This window comes from Bacillus sp. z33 (assembly GCF_058313615.1).
Genome location: NZ_JBZFQN010000003.1, coordinates 55,855 through 73,451, shown reverse-complemented (window position 1 = coordinate 73,451; position 17,597 = coordinate 55,855). Strand labels below are relative to the sequence as shown.

The following is a 17,597-nucleotide window of genomic DNA, read 5'->3' as shown; positions in this document are numbered from 1 at the left end:
ATAACGTATTCAATACAACTTAGGAGGTTACGAGATGGACGGGATTATGATTAGTTGGTTTGGGGCTTTAGCCGGTCTGGCAATTGCCATTGTCTTAATCTTAAAAAAGCTGAACCCGCTGTATGCTCTATTTTTAGGAGCCATTATTGGTTGTTTAATAGGTGGAGCCAATCTTGAGGAAACCATTAATATTCTTGTTGGCGGCACTCAAAGTGTTATGGGTACTGTTATTCGCGTACTTGCCGCTGGAGTTCTAGCCGGTGTCATGATGGAATCCGGAGCGGCAGAAACGATTGCCCAATCAATTGTTTCTAAATTAGGAGAAAAGAAGGCACTCATTGCTTTAGCTCTTGCCACCATGATTATTACAGCCGTTGGGGTATTCATCCCTGTAGCTGTCCTGATTGTAGCACCTATCGCCTTATCTATTGGTAACAAAATGGGGATATCAAAGTTAGCTTTATTATTAGCACTCTCTGGAGGAGGGAAAGCTGGAAACATCATTTCTCCAAACCCGAATACCATTGCAGCAGCCCGAGGCTTTGACTTGGAACTTAGCGATGTTATGATTGCCGGCCTTATTCCGGCGGTTTTTGGCTTAATCACTACTGTCCTTATTGCCTCTTTAATAAAAAATAAAGGTGAAAAAGTCTCAAATGATGAGGTTGTAGACTTTAATCATGATTCAGCCCACTATCCCTCATTAAAAAAAGCAATCATTGCTCCATTGGTAGCCATTGTTTTATTAATGATTAATCCATTAGGATCTATTTTAAATATTGAAGCTTTATCCAACTTTAAAGTGGATGCCATGTATATTCTTCCGCTTGCAGGGATTATCGGAACAATCGCCATGGGAAAATCGAAGAATCTGTTGAAATATACTGCATCAGGCTTGGATAGAATGACAGTAACTGTGTTGATCTTAATTGGTGCAGGTGCCATCGGTGGATTAATATCGCATTCTAATCTATCAGCACAAGTCGTTTCTATAATTGATGCTTCTGGTATTTCCGGTACATTCTTGGCACCTATAGCAGGTATTTTAATGGCAGCTGCCACTGCTTCTACATCTACGGGCGTTATTATTGCCACGGGGTCATTCAGCCAAGCCATTTTAGACATGGGAGTTGCACCACTTGCCGCTTCTGTTATGGTCCACTCAGGAGCAACTGTAATTGACTCATTACCGCATGGGAACTATTTTCATGTGACAGCACAAAGCATGAACATGTCTATTAAACAAAGGATGTCCGTGGTCGGCTATGAAGCAATCGTCGGTGCGACTATGACTATTGTTGCCACGCTTATATTCGGATTTATTTTATAAATAATATCTATTATAGGAGGATTTCCAATGAGCAAAACATTTGTACTTGCACCCGATTCCTTTAAGGAGAGTATGACGGCAAAAGAGGTATGTATAGCAATGGAAGCAGGTATCAAAAAGGTATATCCACATGCAGATTATATCCATGTTCCGATGGCAGATGGTGGTGAAGGCACTGTTCAGTCACTCGTTGATGCAACAGGCGGCACTATCTATTCACTGGACGTAACTGGTCCACTCGGCAGTCCTGTTAAAGCTCGCTATGGAATTATGGGAGATCAGGAAACTGCAGTGATTGAAATGGCTGAGGCCAGCGGGATACACCATGTCACCCAAGAAACAAAAAATCCGCTCATCACGACTACATATGGAACAGGTGAATTAATTCGCGCCTGTTTAGATAAGGGCATTAACAAAATTATCATTGGTATTGGCGGAAGTGCTACTAATGACGGCGGAACTGGTATGGCCGAGGCGCTGGGTGTCCAGTTTCTTAATAAAGAGGGAAACCCTATCCCTCAGGGAGGCGGCTACTTAAATCAATTACACACAATTGATACCTCACAGCTTGATTCACGTCTGACTGATATATCTATGATAGTAGCTTGTGATGTGACTAATCCTCTATGTGGTGAAACAGGCGCCTCTAACGTATTCGGACCACAGAAAGGCGCCACACCGGAGATGGTCAAACAGCTGGATCAGAATCTTGCACATTATGCTAACATAGTAGAACAACAATTAGGGCATGCGGTTCGGAACACTCCAGGCGCCGGAGCTGCCGGTGGGCTGGGTGCAGGCTTACTTATTTTCACGAATGCTACCCTTCAAAAAGGGATAAATATTGTAATCGAATACAGCGGTTTACGAGAAAAATTAAAAAATGCTGACTACGTATTTACAGGTGAGGGCGGCATTGACTTTCAAACTCAATTTGGTAAAACACCTTATGGGGTCGCGCAAGCTGCAAAAGAACTGGATAAAAAAGTAATTGCCATTGCCGGTTGCATCGGAGAAGGGGTCGAAGAACTATACGACAAAGGATTTGATGCCATTTTCGGAATCATCCCAGAACTCGCTCCCCTAGACCAAACCCTAAAAAACGGCCCTAAAAATATAGAAAGAACCTGTGAGAATATTGCAAGAGTGCTGAAGGGCCTTGATCAGACGCGACAAGCATAAGAGGAGGTGCGGAGGGAGAGTGCTTTTGCTCTCCCGCAGAAGCTACACTTATGACTCGAGCGTCTAGGCCCTGAAGCCGGACTATCTAGAGTGCTGAAGGGCCTCTAATAAAGGAACGAAGACTAAAGACGCCACGTCCTGTGGCAACGTCTTCATGACCTACTTCCTGTAGGCCCGCGAGGAGCATAAGACAGGATCGCGCGGAGGTTGGCGCTCTTCCCTCCCGCAGAGGTCATGCTTATGTCCTGAGCTTCTAGCCGTTGAAGCCGGACTACCAGAGTGCTGAAGGTCCTTGATCAGCAGCTACACCTTATGACTCGAGCTCCGAGGTCCTGAAGCTGGATCACATCGAGTGCTATTATTTATTTCTTTAATCAAGGATATAAATATAGGCACTTCCTATACGGAGGGTTTTCGGAACCTTGATTCGGAGGCTTCCGATTTACTTATGGTGTAACTGGCAGGAACATTCTCTGCTATCTCAATATAAATTGAGTTACAGTTTCGAACATAAAAGAGATCAGGTTTAATAGCTATGACCTCTTTTTTAGTCTGATCTGATACTTTTTTCCCTTTATAATTATTAATCATCATCTTAATAATAGACAGTTCCTAGTCTTCTTACATTGAATATCTACCACTCTTTCACTTCTCCCTACAGCATAAATGTAAGCACTTCTAAATTACCTATACATTTAAAAAAACTAAGTCATGCTACCTGTTTTTTTATCTAGTCAACTTTATTTTATGGTAGTATTTACCTGTTATTCTCTTTATCTATCCTTTAATTAGAATATATTTGATATATTTGTAAGTGGAGTCTAAAAATTTCAAAAAATACAAAGGATAGGTGCCTAGTATGAAACTATGGAGCAGTAATAAAGGTCGAATCGTTGTATCAAGTACACTGGCAATCGTCTTGACAGCAACCACTTTTATGGCAAGTGAAGCAGGAGCCACCAAGCATAAGCCACACAAACCTAAGGAACAACCACAGGTTAATCTTCGTATTATGGAAACGACAGATATTCATACTAATCTTCTAAGCTATGACTATTATAAAGATAGCACTGCTCCTAAAATAGGATTAGCCAAAACAGCTACTCTTGTAAAGAAAGCACGTTCAGAAGTAAAAAATTCCGTATTAGTTGATAATGGCGATCTTATTCAAGGGACACCTCTTGGCACATATAAAGCAAAAATCGATGCATTAGAAAAAAGAGAAACACATCCAGCCATAAAGGCTATGAATATCATGGATTATGATATAGCAACTCTTGGAAACCACGAGTTTAACTATGGGTTGAAATATCTGAACGAAGTATATAATGACGCTGATTTCCCGGTCATAAATGCAAACGTATACATTGATGATCATGATAAAAACCCACGCAATGATGTTAATAAATTTCAGCCGTATAAAATCGTTAACAAAAAAGTAAAAGATCAATCCGGAAAAACGAAAATCATTAAAATCGGTTATATTGGATTTGTTCCACCACAAATCAACGAGTGGGACAAGGTTAATCTTGATGGCAAGGTCATTACAAAGGATATTATAGAAACAGCTAAAAAATATATTCCGATTATGGAGAAAAAAGGTGCTGATGTCATCATTGCGATGGCTCACTCCGGCTTTAGCGGAACTAGCGATAATACGGAAGATACTGTATATGCTTTAAGTAAAGTATCTGGTATTGACGCGATTACATTTTCACACACACATAAAGTATTCCCGGCAAAAACAGTTGCTGATTTAGATGCCTTATTTAAAGATTCTGCAGGAAACCCTCTTCCTGGTGTTGATAACACTAAAGGAACCATCAATGGCGTGCCTGCTGTGCAAGCAGGTTATGGTGGCGCTGCACTTGGGATTATTGATTTGACTTTGAAACAAGTAAAAGGTGAATGGGACGTATCCAAATCTCAATCCTCCACAAGGGGTGTCGACGAGTCCGTACAACCCGATAAATCGATTGTTCGTGCTGTTCAAAAGGATCACGAAGGCACATTGAAATATATTAATACGCCTATCGGTACCACTACAGATGACATTTACAGCTATTTCGCACTGGTTCAGGATGATCCATCTGTTCAGGTCGTTACGAATGCACAAAAATGGTATGCAGAAAAATACATCGAATTAAATAAACCTGAATTAAAAGATCTTCCTATTTTATCGGTTGGCGCTCCATTTAAAGCAGGCCGAAACGGTGTTGATGAGTTTACAGATATTAAAAAAGGCGATTTAACCATCCGAAGCGCTGGTGATTTATATCTTTATGACAATACATTAAAAGCCGTTAAAATCAAAGGCTCCGTTGTAAAGGAATGGATTGAAATGTCAGCAGGTAAGTATAATACAATAGACCCTGCCAAAACAAGTGAACAAGAACTATTGAACCCTTCCTTTGCGGTCTATAATTTTGATGTCATCGATGGTGTCAATTATCAAATTGATGTGACGAAGGCTCCAAAATATTCGGCAAATGGTACACTTATCAATCCTGAATCAAGCCGTGTTGTCAATCTGGAATACAATGGAATCCCGGTTGATCCGAATCAGGAATTTGTCGTTGTCACAAACAACTATCGCGCAGGCGGCGGAGGTAACTTCCCTGGATTAAAAGGCAGTGAACTTGTCATTGATTCAGCAGATGAAAACCGTCAAGTTCTAATGGATTATATCTCTGAAGTAAAAGAAATTACACCAACAGCTGACCGCAACTGGTCTATTGCTCCTATTTCTTCTGACGTGAATGTCACATTTACGACTTCACCAAAAGCCGAAGAGTATATCACAGATGAAACACCATTCACGTACACCGGTAAAACAGATTCTAAAGGCTTTGGAATCTTCAATATCGATTTAAATCGTGGTATCAATGTTCAGTTATTGGGATTAAATGATTTACATGGTCAGTTGGATACTGTCACTAACGTTGGAGAATTACCAACAGGTCCGATTTCATATACGGCTGCTGCATTAAAGCAAGAAGAAGCTAAAAACCCCAACACATTTCTGGTACACGCAGGAGATATGATTGGAGGAAGCCCATTAGTATCTGCTTTGTTTCAAGACGAACCTACCATTGAAATTTTAGAAGAAATTGGATTTGATGCAGGTACGTTCGGCAATCATGAATTCGATGAGGGAATTGATGAACTAAAACGGATGATGAATGGCGGCGATCATCCTAAAGGAAACGCTGACTACGACGGAATGAACTTCCCATTAGTTGCTGCCAATGCTTTTGATACAAGGGATGGCCAATTAATCACTAAACCTTATACTGTCTTAGAGGCTGAAGGCAAGAAAATTGGTGTGATTGGCGTCGTAACCCAGGAAACTCCTACTATGATCGTTACAAAAGGGAATGAATCGTTAAAAATCACAGATGAAGTAGCTGCCATCAACAAGTATACAGAGGAAATTAAAAAACAAGGCATTGAGGCCATTATCGTGCTGGCCCATAATCCTGCAACACAAACCGGCTATACAGATTCCTTTGATGCAAGCCGGATTGCAGAGCAGATTGATGATGAAGTCGATGTTATTTTCGCAGCGCATAATCATGTAAACGTGAACCGCGTTGTTGATCAAAAATTAATAGTCCAAGCTTACTCCTATGGAAATGCTTTCTCTGACGTGGATCTCGTCATTGATCCTCTAACAGGCGATATTGTCAGCAAAACAGGGGAAATTAAAACGGTTTATCAAAAGGACTATTCTCCGGATCCTGAAGTAACAGCTATCTTAAAAAAATACGCTGACAGAGTAGAACCAATCAAAGCACAAATAATTGGCCAGAATACAGCTTCTCTTGAAAAAAGTTATCCAACTACAACTAGAGAACTCAGTGATATCGCCCTTGGAAACTTGATTGCCGATGGTATGAAGGCAGCCATGGATTCAGATTTCGCCTTAATGAATGGCGGCGGTGTACGCTCTCCACTAGATGCGGGCGAGGTGACATTTGGAGATTTATTCGCCATCCAGCCATTTGGTAATGTATTAAACAAAGTAAAGCTTAGCGGAGCTGACTTAGAGGTTATTTTAAATGAGCAAATCACAGCAAGAGGGTTAGATTACCACGTATCCGGCTTTAACTATACGTACACATATGATGACCTATCAAAAACAGGGAAAGTCGTCGATATCCTCTTACCTGATGGCAGTAAAGTAGATCCGAATAAAGAATATACAGTTGTCATTAACAACTATATGTATGGAAATATCAGCACGAGCTTTGGTAAGCTATCGACAGACATGGAAGTCGGTCCAGTCGATTTAGATGCGACCGTTGATTATGTTAAAACCTTATCTTCTCCGTTTGAATATAAAGTAGAAGGCAGGATTCAGAAGGTAAGTGAATAAATGATAAAAGGACTGCCAAATCCGTACCAACGGATTTAGTGCAGTCCTTTCTAATCTTTACTTTTCAAATAAACTTAAGTATTGTCCGTATCCCTTTTCCTCTAACTGATCAACCGGGATAAATCGGAGCGCTGCGGAGTTAATACAATAGCGAGCTCGGTCCGGACCTGGTCCATCATCAAAAACATGTCCCAGATGTGAATCTGATGTTTTGGATCTCACTTCAATTCTTCTCATCCCATACGAAGTATCAAGCTTTTCTTCCATTTCCTGTCTTTGTATCGGTTTCGTAAAACTTGGCCAGCCACAGCCGGCATCATATTGGTCAAGAGAGCTAAATAAAGGTTCACCCGAAATGATATCTACATAGATTCCCTTTTTCTTATTATCCCAATACTCATTCTGGAATGGCGGCTCAGTCGCATTATTTCTTGTGACCTCATATTGGATTGGTGTTAATTCTGCCCGCAGCTGCTCATCACTCTTCGTATTCTTCCAATTCTCCCTGATAAAACGAGCTCGGCCGGATCCCTCTTTATAGAGATTGTAGTGAAAAGGATTCTTCTTATAATAATGCTGATGCTTCTCTTCTGCCCTGTAAAACGGCCCCGCTGGAAGGATCTGCGTTACAATATCCTTCTGAAAGCGTCCGCTTTCGGCCAGCTCATTCTTTGAGCTAATAGCTAAACGGTGCTGCTCTTCAGTATGATAAAAGATCGCTGTCCGATAAGATTGGCCCCGGTCATTAAATTGCCCTCCGGCATCCGTCGGATCGATTTGCTGCCAATACTGTTTAAGCAATGTTTCATATGACATTTTTTCAGGATCATATGTGATTTGAACCGCCTCATAATGGCCCGTAGTATCACTGCAAACCTCTTCATAGGTGGGGTTCTCTGTATGACCGCCGGTATAACCCGATACCACATTTATAATGCCAGGCTGTTCATCGAACGGGGAGACCATGCACCAAAAACAGCCCCCCGCGAAAGTTGCCAGTTCCAATTGATTACCCATTTGGCTCACTCCTTACTATGCTATATTTTTTTCAGAAAATAATTCCCTACTATCTTTCCAACCCCACTTCCTTCATATTCAAACCAATGGGATGTTCTAGACAACTCTTGATTTCATTCTTATGTCCATTCACACCAATAAAATAAGGGCATTGCAAAGCAGAAAGTTTCTATACCTTTTGCTTTGCAATGCCCCACAACCTCTATACTTTTTTCATACTCAGCATGAAAACCGCTTCGAAAAACCGTTGCTTTGGCTCTCCACGTATACGCCAATTTAACTAAGCACTTCCCTCTTAATTCCATGAAGTATTCATAGGTGGGTTGATCATTTGTATCATGAGCCAGTCTTTACTGATTCATTCCATATCTGCGTGTCTTCATTACTTTCAGCTTCACTTTTTTGCCGCTTCTTCAGATTAATATACCCAATTGCTGTGACAGTAAAGGCGCCGAGGGCATCTACAATGATATCCCCCATCGTATCCATAACAGCATTCCTGCCAATCATGACAACCCCTTCTCCTGTAATGAATTTTTGCATGTTTGTCCCTAATACTCCATCTGCCACAAACTCATAAATTTCCCAAACAGCTCCACAGGTTATAGCAAAACAAAAGGCAAATAAGGTCACAAAAAAGGGACTTAAATCAATGGTTTTCTTGGTATCGTTAAGGTAATTGACAATGACAAATCCTAAAGCCCCCAACATACCCGCACTAAAACAATGTAGAATTGAATCCCAGTATGGAATCTTATAATAAAAATTGCGAACCTCGCCAAGATAGATTGCACAAAATAAAAATATAAAATACATGATTTCCATAATATCAGGGATATCGATGCGAAAGCGATGCTCAAGTTGGGATGGAAGGAAAATGACAATACATCCCGTAAAACACTGCAAAATCATCAGTACATAGTCGCTTTTTACTCGATCATATTCATTTTTGGCAATGCCTGACGGAGCATTAACCATCATATATATGGCATAAATGACTGATATCGCGAGTAGCAGAAGAACCACTCTAAAAATCCAGTTTTTTCTTTTCTCATATTTTAGATATTCCATTCTAATTCACTCCTCCCTCATATTTTAACCTTTCTTCTCTGTAAGTGGTATGGTATTTAGGCACCTGGAGATATAAGACTATAGACATTGAAAATTAAAAGACCAAGGAACCTCCTCAAAAGGTATTCCTTGGTCATCAAAGGTATACAAGAATTCTATCTCATTCACCTATTCCAACAGGAAGGTAATAGGAAAGATTATCGGTAATAATACCCCCAACCCTGAAGCCGAAGGCAGAAGATTTCCCGTTAAGCAGGAAGCTCCCCAAGAGCAGCCGACCTTCCTGATGCCCCTTTTCGCTTTGAAAACCCACCACAGGCTGCTCGACATAAAGCTGGTAAACCGAGGTATATGCAGTGTATGATTTTTGAGTATCTGCATACTTTAATCGGCCATCTTCATGAAAAATTTCTACTGTGTCACCCTCACGCCCAAATGCTGGCTTTTTTACATAAGGTAAACGTTTATCCAAAAAAGGACCGGCTTCAAGATACGAAGGCAGGAAATAATCCTCAATCCATTGATGCTCCAGGTCCGTGAAAAAGGGGTGCATCTCTTCATGCAACCCCCAAATGACAACCTGAACCGCTTTGTTTTGCAGTAAAAAAGCTGATGGTGGATTCAGGATGGAAAGCTTCCCTTCTTCCACCAGCTCAAGCATCCACAAGCCGATGGGATTCCCCGCATCATCCTGATCCAATATGGCATTCTCAATTGGAAAAGTCTGCCGATAGAGGATATCAATCCTGACTCCATCCTCATCGAATAGCCCCACGCCTCTTTGGATTTGCAACTTATGCAGCGGAGTGAACTTAGATGAGGGTACAGCATGTTTAAGATACTGAACTGTTTCTCGATCCTCGAGATTATCCTCATGAGCAGTGAACACAATATGCGGAAATCTCCCTTTGCTGCTTTGACGGATACTATCCTGAACTGCCTTATACAACTGCGCGTCCAAGCCTTCATTGGGATTCTCTACACGAAACTCACTACAAATCCTCCCGTTTACATAAAATAACTCTTTAATAAATGTCGGAGTATCTGAATTAATCTCGATACACTTATATCCATCTCCGAACGGAATAAGATCCAGTCGTGCGATGACACTCTCGACTGGTAGAGTTTTAAGCCTTAAAAAGGAAAGCGTCTCTTTAGGAAATCCCATATCAAGAAATGTTTCATCAGGAACTTTTCGCAACAGCGAGGCTGTTTTCAAGAATATCTTGCCAACCCGTTCAGTGACCAAGCGAATATGTGCTGCCTCTTGCCGGCTTATCAACTTCATATCATACAAGGCATATTCCTCGCCATAAAGATCTGCCCAAAAACTTTCTATGTTTCTATAAAACTGTTGTCGTCTCTCATGGTACTTATTCGTCAACATCACTTATCTCCTTGACATAAATCACATAGACGCCACGATCCTCATCAACCTCAGTAGACGCCACGAGCATCTGCCCGGAGCCCGGTACTTCCACAATATCCTTCAAGAGATAACGCAGGACATCATAATGAGCATCGCAAGGAATGCAGGAAAGCAACCGGTAGTTTTCCCGTAATTCTGGGCTTCGAAATTCAATATGAATTCCTTGACCGCGGTAGTTTGTTTCTTTCTCGCCCTGCAAATTCCTCCCTGTTTCTTTAACCACAAGGATTTCCTCTTCACCAGCCATTTCATTTGATGTAAGCTCATATTGTGTTCCTCTTACAATAAAATATGTGCATAGCTGTCTGGCATAGCACTCATCTACGCCAACTGTCGGGAGGTCATATTGGTAAAATGGTTCATAATCTCCATTTCCTTTATCGAGATAATACGTTAATTGCTTCATCTCCACTTCCCTGCCTCATCTAATAAGATAAACATTTCGCTAAAATTAACCCAATTGCCAATGATAATGAGACCAGTATAATACCTACTGCCTGATTATCCTCCTCAATTGCCTGATGAATACTAAAGCGGATCGTAAGAACTTCTGCGAGTAAGAACACAACAATTTGTGAAATAATCCCTATAACTCCCCAAATCATCATATCCCTGAGTGATACAGAATATTCAACTGCCGCCCCAAGCACAATCGCTAGCCCGACGATTTTACCGCCGAGTGACATAGCTGCTGTTGAATTCTTTTCGGCAATAAGCCTAAATTCCCTCAGCTTAGGCGTAGTAATGATAAATAAAGCGATCCCTACAGCAAGTAATAAAAATGCTACTCCCAAGTACGATAGGAAATTAACATATAAATTCATATAAATCCTCCCTTTCCATTAACTTAACCTCCAAATACTTTCGTTCCGCTCCCAAACCCTGAACTTGCCTTAATCCCTCCCTTAAAAGAAGAGCTATTTTTATAAGATTGATAGGTATCATTATTCAAAAGTGAACTTTTGTTCCTATAGTATGTACCGCCATAGTAATAATGGCCAAAATGACTCGATCTATCATCGTCACATTCCCATACACCGTCTTCATCATCCCAGTCCCAATCCCTACAGTCTTGATCAGTGGGCTTTGGAGGAAGGTCCGCATTTGTTGTACCGCATCTGACCAGACCAATCGTTAATGCAGTTGCAGTCACACCAATCATGATTTTCTTGGTTTTATTCAATGTTATCACCCCTTTTCCTTTTTTATTATATTTTACTAAATAATCCCAATAAATAGTATAATAGTTGGTAAAAGAATTTATATCTTCTCTTAATTTAGCTTGCTTACTTATGCAGAACCATTGCTTACGGAAATAATCGGTATACGTATGCTTGAGCTAATTTCTTGGCTTCTTTTTTCAAACAATCATTAAAAATTCATGCACTGATAAACCGCTCGACCAATTCTAAATAAAAAAGCCTCTAAAACATGTATGTCTTAGAAGCAATTCCAGTGGTTTTTATAATGGTTATGAATTAATTTGTAATTCATCTATTTAACATCTTTTAACAGAGCACTCTTTCTCCTAAAACATGCTAGAAATGATAAAAATAGAATCATTATTTCACTTTGAAAAATATTGATTTCTACTGCCAAATAACTGTCATATGACCAGTTGCTTTTATTGATAAATAATAACAGCACAAAAACTATTAACAATATATTACTTTTTATAAAAAATGGAACTCCTCTTTTAAATAAGAAAAGCTTGTTTACCATCCTATTTTCTTTTGAATTAAGGTAAGCCGTGAAAAAATTTCTTATATGATCCTCTATTAACTGTAAATACTGCTTACTTGTGGTACTCGCTATTGTTACTTCATCATTTCTTACATTCTTGTATTCTATAAACCAAACATAATTCTTTCCTAGAAAGAAAAATTCTGTAAAATTTATACGATTATCATATGCAAATATAATAGGACTAGCCTTTTGTTTATTATCTTTAAAATCTCTTAAAAATTCCTTAATGGGCTTTGCTCTTTCTTCTTCCATTAATTTATCTATCTCTGTTACTATAAAATGATCAAGTTCCTTTTTAGTCATTGCATGAATTTGATCATAGAAATTAGTATCTATATTTAGTGCATATGGTGTTTTAGAATCTACTTGTTCATCCTCTAAACCATAAAACTCTCCTAATAATCTTGATAAATCTGATTGAAAAGGCTGGATAAAAAAAGTATGATTATTATCATTAATCATTTCAATTAGTAATTTTTCATTTAAAGGAGCATATAAAATAAGGTACTTATCCTCAAATTTGCATACAATTTTCTGTTTTGCTTTAACTATGTATTTCACTATCTGTACTAAATCTTCTAATAAGCCGCTTCCCCTACTAGACGAACTTAATATTTCTTTTAATTCTTTACGATCTAAATATTCCATACCAATTCCCGAAATAAAAGTTATTAAAAACAGATGGGCTCCACAAAACAGACCGGCAAATAATTTATTCAGAATAATTGGGATGCGATTAAATATAATTTGTACATGATAATTAATCCCAGAAAGAAATATAGCTATATATTTAAATGTATAGTCTAACAGTCCCTTTTTTTCTTCATAAACATTAATTTCATATAGTCGAAGTATCAGTGTTTGCATAAAGATTGAAACAAAAGAAAATACTAAATTCGTAATAAAAATTAAGTAAATGTACGAACTTGGCAAAGGGATACCTCCCCCTGTTATCAACCCTGCAGGGATGCTACATAAAAGCACAGCCAATAAAAAACCAATATAATTATCCATGTAAGTATCACATCTTAATTGGTGAGTTCATAGTTTCGATTTAATGAATCATTGATACAGCATTAGCCTCCCCATCATTAACTCGCTCAACCATTCTTAGTCAAAAAAAGCCTCTAAAACTTTAAATGTCTTAGAAGCAGTTCGTGTAGTATTTAAAATAGTTTTGAATTAAGTTATTAATTTAATATCTTTAATTTGGCTTTCTCCCTGTGAAAACATGCAAAGAATGATAAAAACAGAATTAAAATTTCACTTTGAATAACAAGGAATATTAAGGACGTATCACCATCATATGCCCAACTATTTTTATTTATTAAAATAAGGGCTACACAAACAATTACCAAAGCATTACTTTTAGCGAAAAACATAAGTCCCCTTTTAAATAAAAACAACTTGTTTCTGACCCTATTTTCTCTCAATTTGAGGAAATCAGTGAAGAACTCTTTTATAAGCCTCTCAACCTTTTGCAAATATGCGTTACTGCTAATACTGGATATTGTTAATTGCTGTTTCTTTATATTTTCGTATTCTACAAACCATATACAATCTATCCCTGGAACGAAAACTTCAGTAAAGTTTATACGATTGTCATTTATAAAGACAATTTGATTTACCTTTTGCTTATTAACTTTAAAATCTCTTAAAAACTTTTTTGTTGGTTTGGCATTTCCATCTATTATTAGTCGATCCACTTTTTCCTCAATAAATTCTTCTAATTCTTTTTCAACCACAGTATGCATTAAATCATAAAAACTGTAAGTAACTTTTATACTACGAGAAGTTTCCGATTCATCTTTCTCAGTATCTAAACTATAAAATTCACTTAGTATTTCGGACAAATTTGAACTTAGGGGCTGAACGATAAAGGTATGCTTTTTATTATCAATCATTTCAACAAGTAAATCTTCATTTCTAAATGGATAAAAAATAAGTTGTCTTTCATTTAGTCTACATTTAATTTTCTGTTTCGTTTTTGTACTAGCTATGTATCTCATAATATACTCTAAATCTTCCGATATATTTACCTGACCTGAAACACTAAGCACTTCATTTAGTTCTTCTGATTGTAAAAATTCCTCGCCAATTTTTTTAGCCCTTTTTTTATAACCCAATCTTACCATTCCAATTATTAAATCTTGTGTAGAAATAGTGAAGCTATCGTGTTTCATTGTATGTTCCCCCTCAATCAACAACCTGTCCAAACAAAAGATTATTCAAAATCTATTCGTTGTTAATCCTTTAGACTAAGCTTGATATCCATCTCAAATAATTTTTTTAATCGAAAACTATCATAATCCAGCCTATAATCCACATTAGAAATAGAAGAAAAGCAATAGATATCACCTTTCTAATTAAGAAGGGAAATGAACTAAATGTTAGCTGAGCGTAATAATTGATACCAGATATTATGATAGCGATATATCGAAATAGATGATCAAAAAATCCTTTTTGTTCTTCAAACACATTTGCTTCATATAAACCTATCACCATTCTTTGGGAAAATATTGAACCAAAAGCAAATATACTATTACAAGATAGTATTATGAAAATATACGTACTCGGAACAGGCATGAAGCCATTCAAAAACCAAGCCAATAATGTTAAACCCATTAATACAGATATAAAAGCACTTATCCTTTTCATATATGCCACTTCCTAGTCTATGGTTTCCTAACTAATTGAACTGTTTTATATATCAAAAAAGTTTAATATCTGGTTGTTAATTAGGTTAAAATAATTATCCTTATATGTTGGAATAACATAAACTTCTTTATTCATAATTTCACTATAATCAAGATGCCATATATGATATTTGTTCGGAAGCATGAAGAGAACTTGTTTTAAATCCATCTTATCCCCAATATAATCCATTTCCATAAAGGTTAAATTGTCGAATTGCTGATTATTGCATTTAAAGTCCTCTAAAAATTCTCTTAAATCGTCGTCTAATCTATCATCTTTTATCATATTTTCTAATATTGAGGGTTCCAAATTATGTAATTCATTATACAGATCCTCGGACAAGAACATTGTCTTTTTTTTCTTCAAAAAATTATTATTTGTTTTAACTACTCTAAAATGCCTTCTTAAAAATTGTTCAAACCCCTGTTTGTTCCGTTTTTTAGTAAAATAGTGAACCTGATTTTTAATTTCCTGGATTAACACATTATCCTTATCTATACAGTGAATAAAGAGAACATGCTCATCTTTAATACATCTTACTTTTCTAGTAGATGTCATTAATAAATGTAAAAGATCTTCTACTTCAGAAACTAATAATGTAGACCGAGATTCATCTAAGTAACCTTTACCTGCGAGAGTAGACCCAGTATACTCTATAAAACGGTTAATAGTCTCTTCATCATTATTACTATTTTTTATGTTAAGGATAAAATCACTTGCAATATTTTTATACCCACATAAGGCTAAAGCAGCAGCTAATTCATTGGTTGATAATTTTACAGAGTTAACTTGAATCAATTAATACCCCTCCCAAATCAATTAAATAATCCTGATACAAAATCTCCTGCATTGGACATTTTATCTTTCAAGGCACCACCGGTTTTATTTGCTGCTTCTTTTAAATCGTCAACTTTATCTTTTACAGCACCACCAGTCTTTTTAGCTATATCTCGTGCATCTTCATACGTATCTTCAACCCATTTCCCTGCTTTCTCGCCATTATCTTTTACCGTATCTTCAAGTTTAAAGGAAGCAACTATTCCAACCGCCGCTCCTACGGCTCCTCCAATGACAGTACCCGGTCCTGGGATAATTGAACCTAATGCTGCTCCTGCGCCTATTAAAGCCGCAGTTCCAGCATCTAGCCCTATTCCTGCAGCTGCTCTTCCTACCTTTTCAAAATCAGATTTATACTTATTCTTATCACTCATTAATTCTCCAGCATTGGTTCCAATTGAGAACACAATTCCTGCATACGGTAATTTTTTTATTAATGCTTTAAATTGATTAACATCTGTAAATTGGCTCAGTGTCGCTTTAATATCGAATGGGAATGCCTTATATGCATCTAGAGCACTATCTGAGTACTTAGCAATTGATCCACCGAATAAATCTTTATAGTTAGCCGTATTTAAATGTGGTTTTACTCCAATTAACGCTCGCAAGACTCTACTCGGAGCATTGCTAAATTTCGAAAAATAATTTTGTATAAAAGATACTGAGCTGTTACTGCCTTTCTTAAGGATTCCATGAATGATTTCGGCAAGTTGGGAATTATACTTCCCTTGACTGTTTTGTTTCCAATCCGGATGTGCACTAATTTTAAATTTACCGTTACCACTTTTCTCTAAAGTAAGTGCCTTTGAGAGGAGTACTGCTGATGCTCCAGCTGCCTTCAAAATTTCTGTGCCGCCTTTAAATTTCCCCATTTTATCAAGCCAATCAGCGACATCTCCTATCACTGTTGAATCGCCTTGTTCTACGGATAACTCTACAGCTGAATCAATCAGTTCATTGAGTGTGTCATTCTTTGCAAAATAATTATTGATTTCCGTGATGGTGTTTTCATTAATAACCATCCCTTTACTGGACCATGTTTTAATCTTTTTAATGAAAGAGGATATGTCTTGTAGATCCTCCAAAGATTTTTTTAGTTCCTTTACACTTTGCTGGTCTAATTCATTGAGGTCTTCTATTGTAGATTTACTTTGAAGTCGTGTGGATTCTATGGAGTATTGTATAGAAGAAGTTACTAGAGGAGAAGCACTGACTAAATCTCTAACTCCATTAAAGTCTTGATTAATATCCTCTATAATTTCGTCTGTCATCCTTTCAATTTTCTTTAAGCCTTGTTCTACATCATGTTCGATGAATTCCTGATTTATTAGGCCATTCTTATCCTCATAATTTAGTATGGAGTCCTTAATCTTATTAAGCTGTTTTGTGTATTGATCCAGGAATTGATTAATCAATAGGACAGCTGGTATATGTAATACTGTAAAATGCTCTCTGATTGCATTTCCCATCTTGCCATCAATAAACTCTTTCGAATCACTTATCTTGTTGAGTGAATCTCTTAAATCAAGAATTTGTTTTTTTTCTTCTTTCTTCTTCTTAATTGAAGTATCAAGCTCAGAAAGAACTTCATTAACATTCAGTACCTTCAAGGCATTAACCTCCTAACTATGGATTTTTACGGGCAAGTTCTCGATCTGTTTCAAGCAAATCCTCGATACTGGATCTTGCAGTCAGCTCGCTATCGCCTAGCATAGCTATATAGTTTTCTATTATCTGATAATATTCCACTTCAACTTGTTTAATCTTATTAATTAGATCCATCTTACTTTCTGCAAATTGAATATGCGGGTTTGTTTTATCAAGAGATTCAATTTTGCTTTTCAAATCATTAAGAATAGAATCTGTTCCACTTTTTTCAACATAGATTTCATGCATCCTTTTACCTCCTT

Annotated in this window: 14 protein-coding genes; 3 read left to right on the top strand and 11 right to left on the bottom strand. The window is 37.5% G+C overall.

Features of this window, described 5'->3' with window-relative positions; all coding sequences use genetic code 11:
* Positions 1–34 precede the first annotated feature (34 nt).
* The 3 genes from AC4G3L_RS12210 to AC4G3L_RS12200 all read left to right on the top strand — a co-directional run bounded on the left by AC4G3L_RS12210 (position 35) and on the right by AC4G3L_RS12200 (position 6,890).
* Entirely contained in the window at positions 35–1,330 is a 1,296-nt protein-coding gene (locus tag AC4G3L_RS12210) for a GntP family permease (RefSeq protein ID WP_491077261.1), read from the top strand.
* A 27-nt stretch (positions 1,331–1,357) separates the two neighbouring features.
* Complete coding sequence (locus AC4G3L_RS12205; protein ID WP_491077260.1) at positions 1,358–2,512, top strand: glycerate kinase family protein; 1,155 nt, start codon at positions 1,358–1,360, stop codon at positions 2,510–2,512.
* Positions 2,513–3,371: 859 nt separating this feature from the next.
* A complete protein-coding gene (locus tag AC4G3L_RS12200; protein ID WP_491077259.1) occupies positions 3,372–6,890 on the top strand; it encodes a bifunctional 2',3'-cyclic-nucleotide 2'-phosphodiesterase/3'-nucleotidase in 3,519 nt (1,172 codons plus the stop codon).
* 57 nt (positions 6,891–6,947) lie between these two features.
* Here the strand turns inward: AC4G3L_RS12200 and msrA are convergent, their stop codons facing one another.
* The 11 genes from msrA to AC4G3L_RS12145 form a co-directional block, all read right to left on the bottom strand.
* The gene (msrA, locus tag AC4G3L_RS12195) at positions 6,948–7,907 is read right to left on the bottom strand and encodes a peptide-methionine (S)-S-oxide reductase MsrA (protein WP_491077258.1); all 960 of its coding nucleotides are present in this window, start codon (positions 7,905–7,907) and stop codon (positions 6,948–6,950) included.
* Positions 7,908–8,243: 336 nt separating this feature from the next.
* On the bottom strand, positions 8,244–8,978 hold the full coding sequence (locus AC4G3L_RS12190; RefSeq protein ID WP_491077257.1) for a DUF2238 domain-containing protein: 735 nt from the start codon (positions 8,976–8,978) through the stop codon (positions 8,244–8,246).
* Between the two features lie 160 nt (positions 8,979–9,138).
* Entirely contained in the window at positions 9,139–10,365 is a 1,227-nt protein-coding gene (locus AC4G3L_RS12185) for a glutathionylspermidine synthase family protein (protein ID WP_491077256.1), read from the bottom strand.
* Entirely contained in the window at positions 10,352–10,813 is a 462-nt protein-coding gene (locus AC4G3L_RS12180) for an RNA helicase (protein ID WP_491077718.1), read from the bottom strand. The genes AC4G3L_RS12185 and AC4G3L_RS12180 overlap by 14 nt, the downstream gene beginning before the upstream one ends.
* Before the next feature lie 19 nt (positions 10,814–10,832).
* Positions 10,833–11,231, bottom strand: coding sequence for a DUF350 domain-containing protein (locus AC4G3L_RS12175; RefSeq protein ID WP_491077255.1), 399 nt, complete (start codon positions 11,229–11,231; stop codon positions 10,833–10,835).
* A 23-nt stretch (positions 11,232–11,254) separates the two neighbouring features.
* Positions 11,255–11,590 carry an aminotransferase yhxA gene (locus tag AC4G3L_RS12170; protein WP_491077254.1) on the bottom strand — a complete coding sequence of 112 codons (336 nt, stop codon included), beginning with the start codon at positions 11,588–11,590 and terminating at the stop codon, positions 11,255–11,257.
* A 311-nt stretch (positions 11,591–11,901) separates the two neighbouring features.
* Positions 11,902–13,167, bottom strand: coding sequence for a hypothetical protein (locus AC4G3L_RS12165; protein WP_491077253.1), 1,266 nt, complete (start codon positions 13,165–13,167; stop codon positions 11,902–11,904).
* A gap of 176 nt (positions 13,168–13,343) precedes the next feature.
* Entirely contained in the window at positions 13,344–14,336 is a 993-nt protein-coding gene (locus AC4G3L_RS12160) for a hypothetical protein (RefSeq protein WP_491077252.1), read from the bottom strand.
* A 520-nt stretch (positions 14,337–14,856) separates the two neighbouring features.
* Positions 14,857–15,648, bottom strand: a complete 792-nt coding sequence (locus tag AC4G3L_RS12155) for a hypothetical protein (protein ID WP_491077251.1) — start codon at positions 15,646–15,648, stop codon at positions 14,857–14,859.
* 17 nt (positions 15,649–15,665) lie between these two features.
* On the bottom strand, positions 15,666–17,297 hold the full coding sequence (locus tag AC4G3L_RS12150; RefSeq protein WP_491077250.1) for a T7SS effector LXG polymorphic toxin: 1,632 nt from the start codon (positions 17,295–17,297) through the stop codon (positions 15,666–15,668).
* A 16-nt stretch (positions 17,298–17,313) separates the two neighbouring features.
* Positions 17,314–17,583 (bottom strand): DUF5344 family protein, encoded by a 270-nt coding sequence (locus tag AC4G3L_RS12145; protein ID WP_491077249.1) that lies wholly within the window; start codon positions 17,581–17,583, stop codon positions 17,314–17,316.
* Positions 17,584–17,597: the final 14 nt, after the last annotated feature.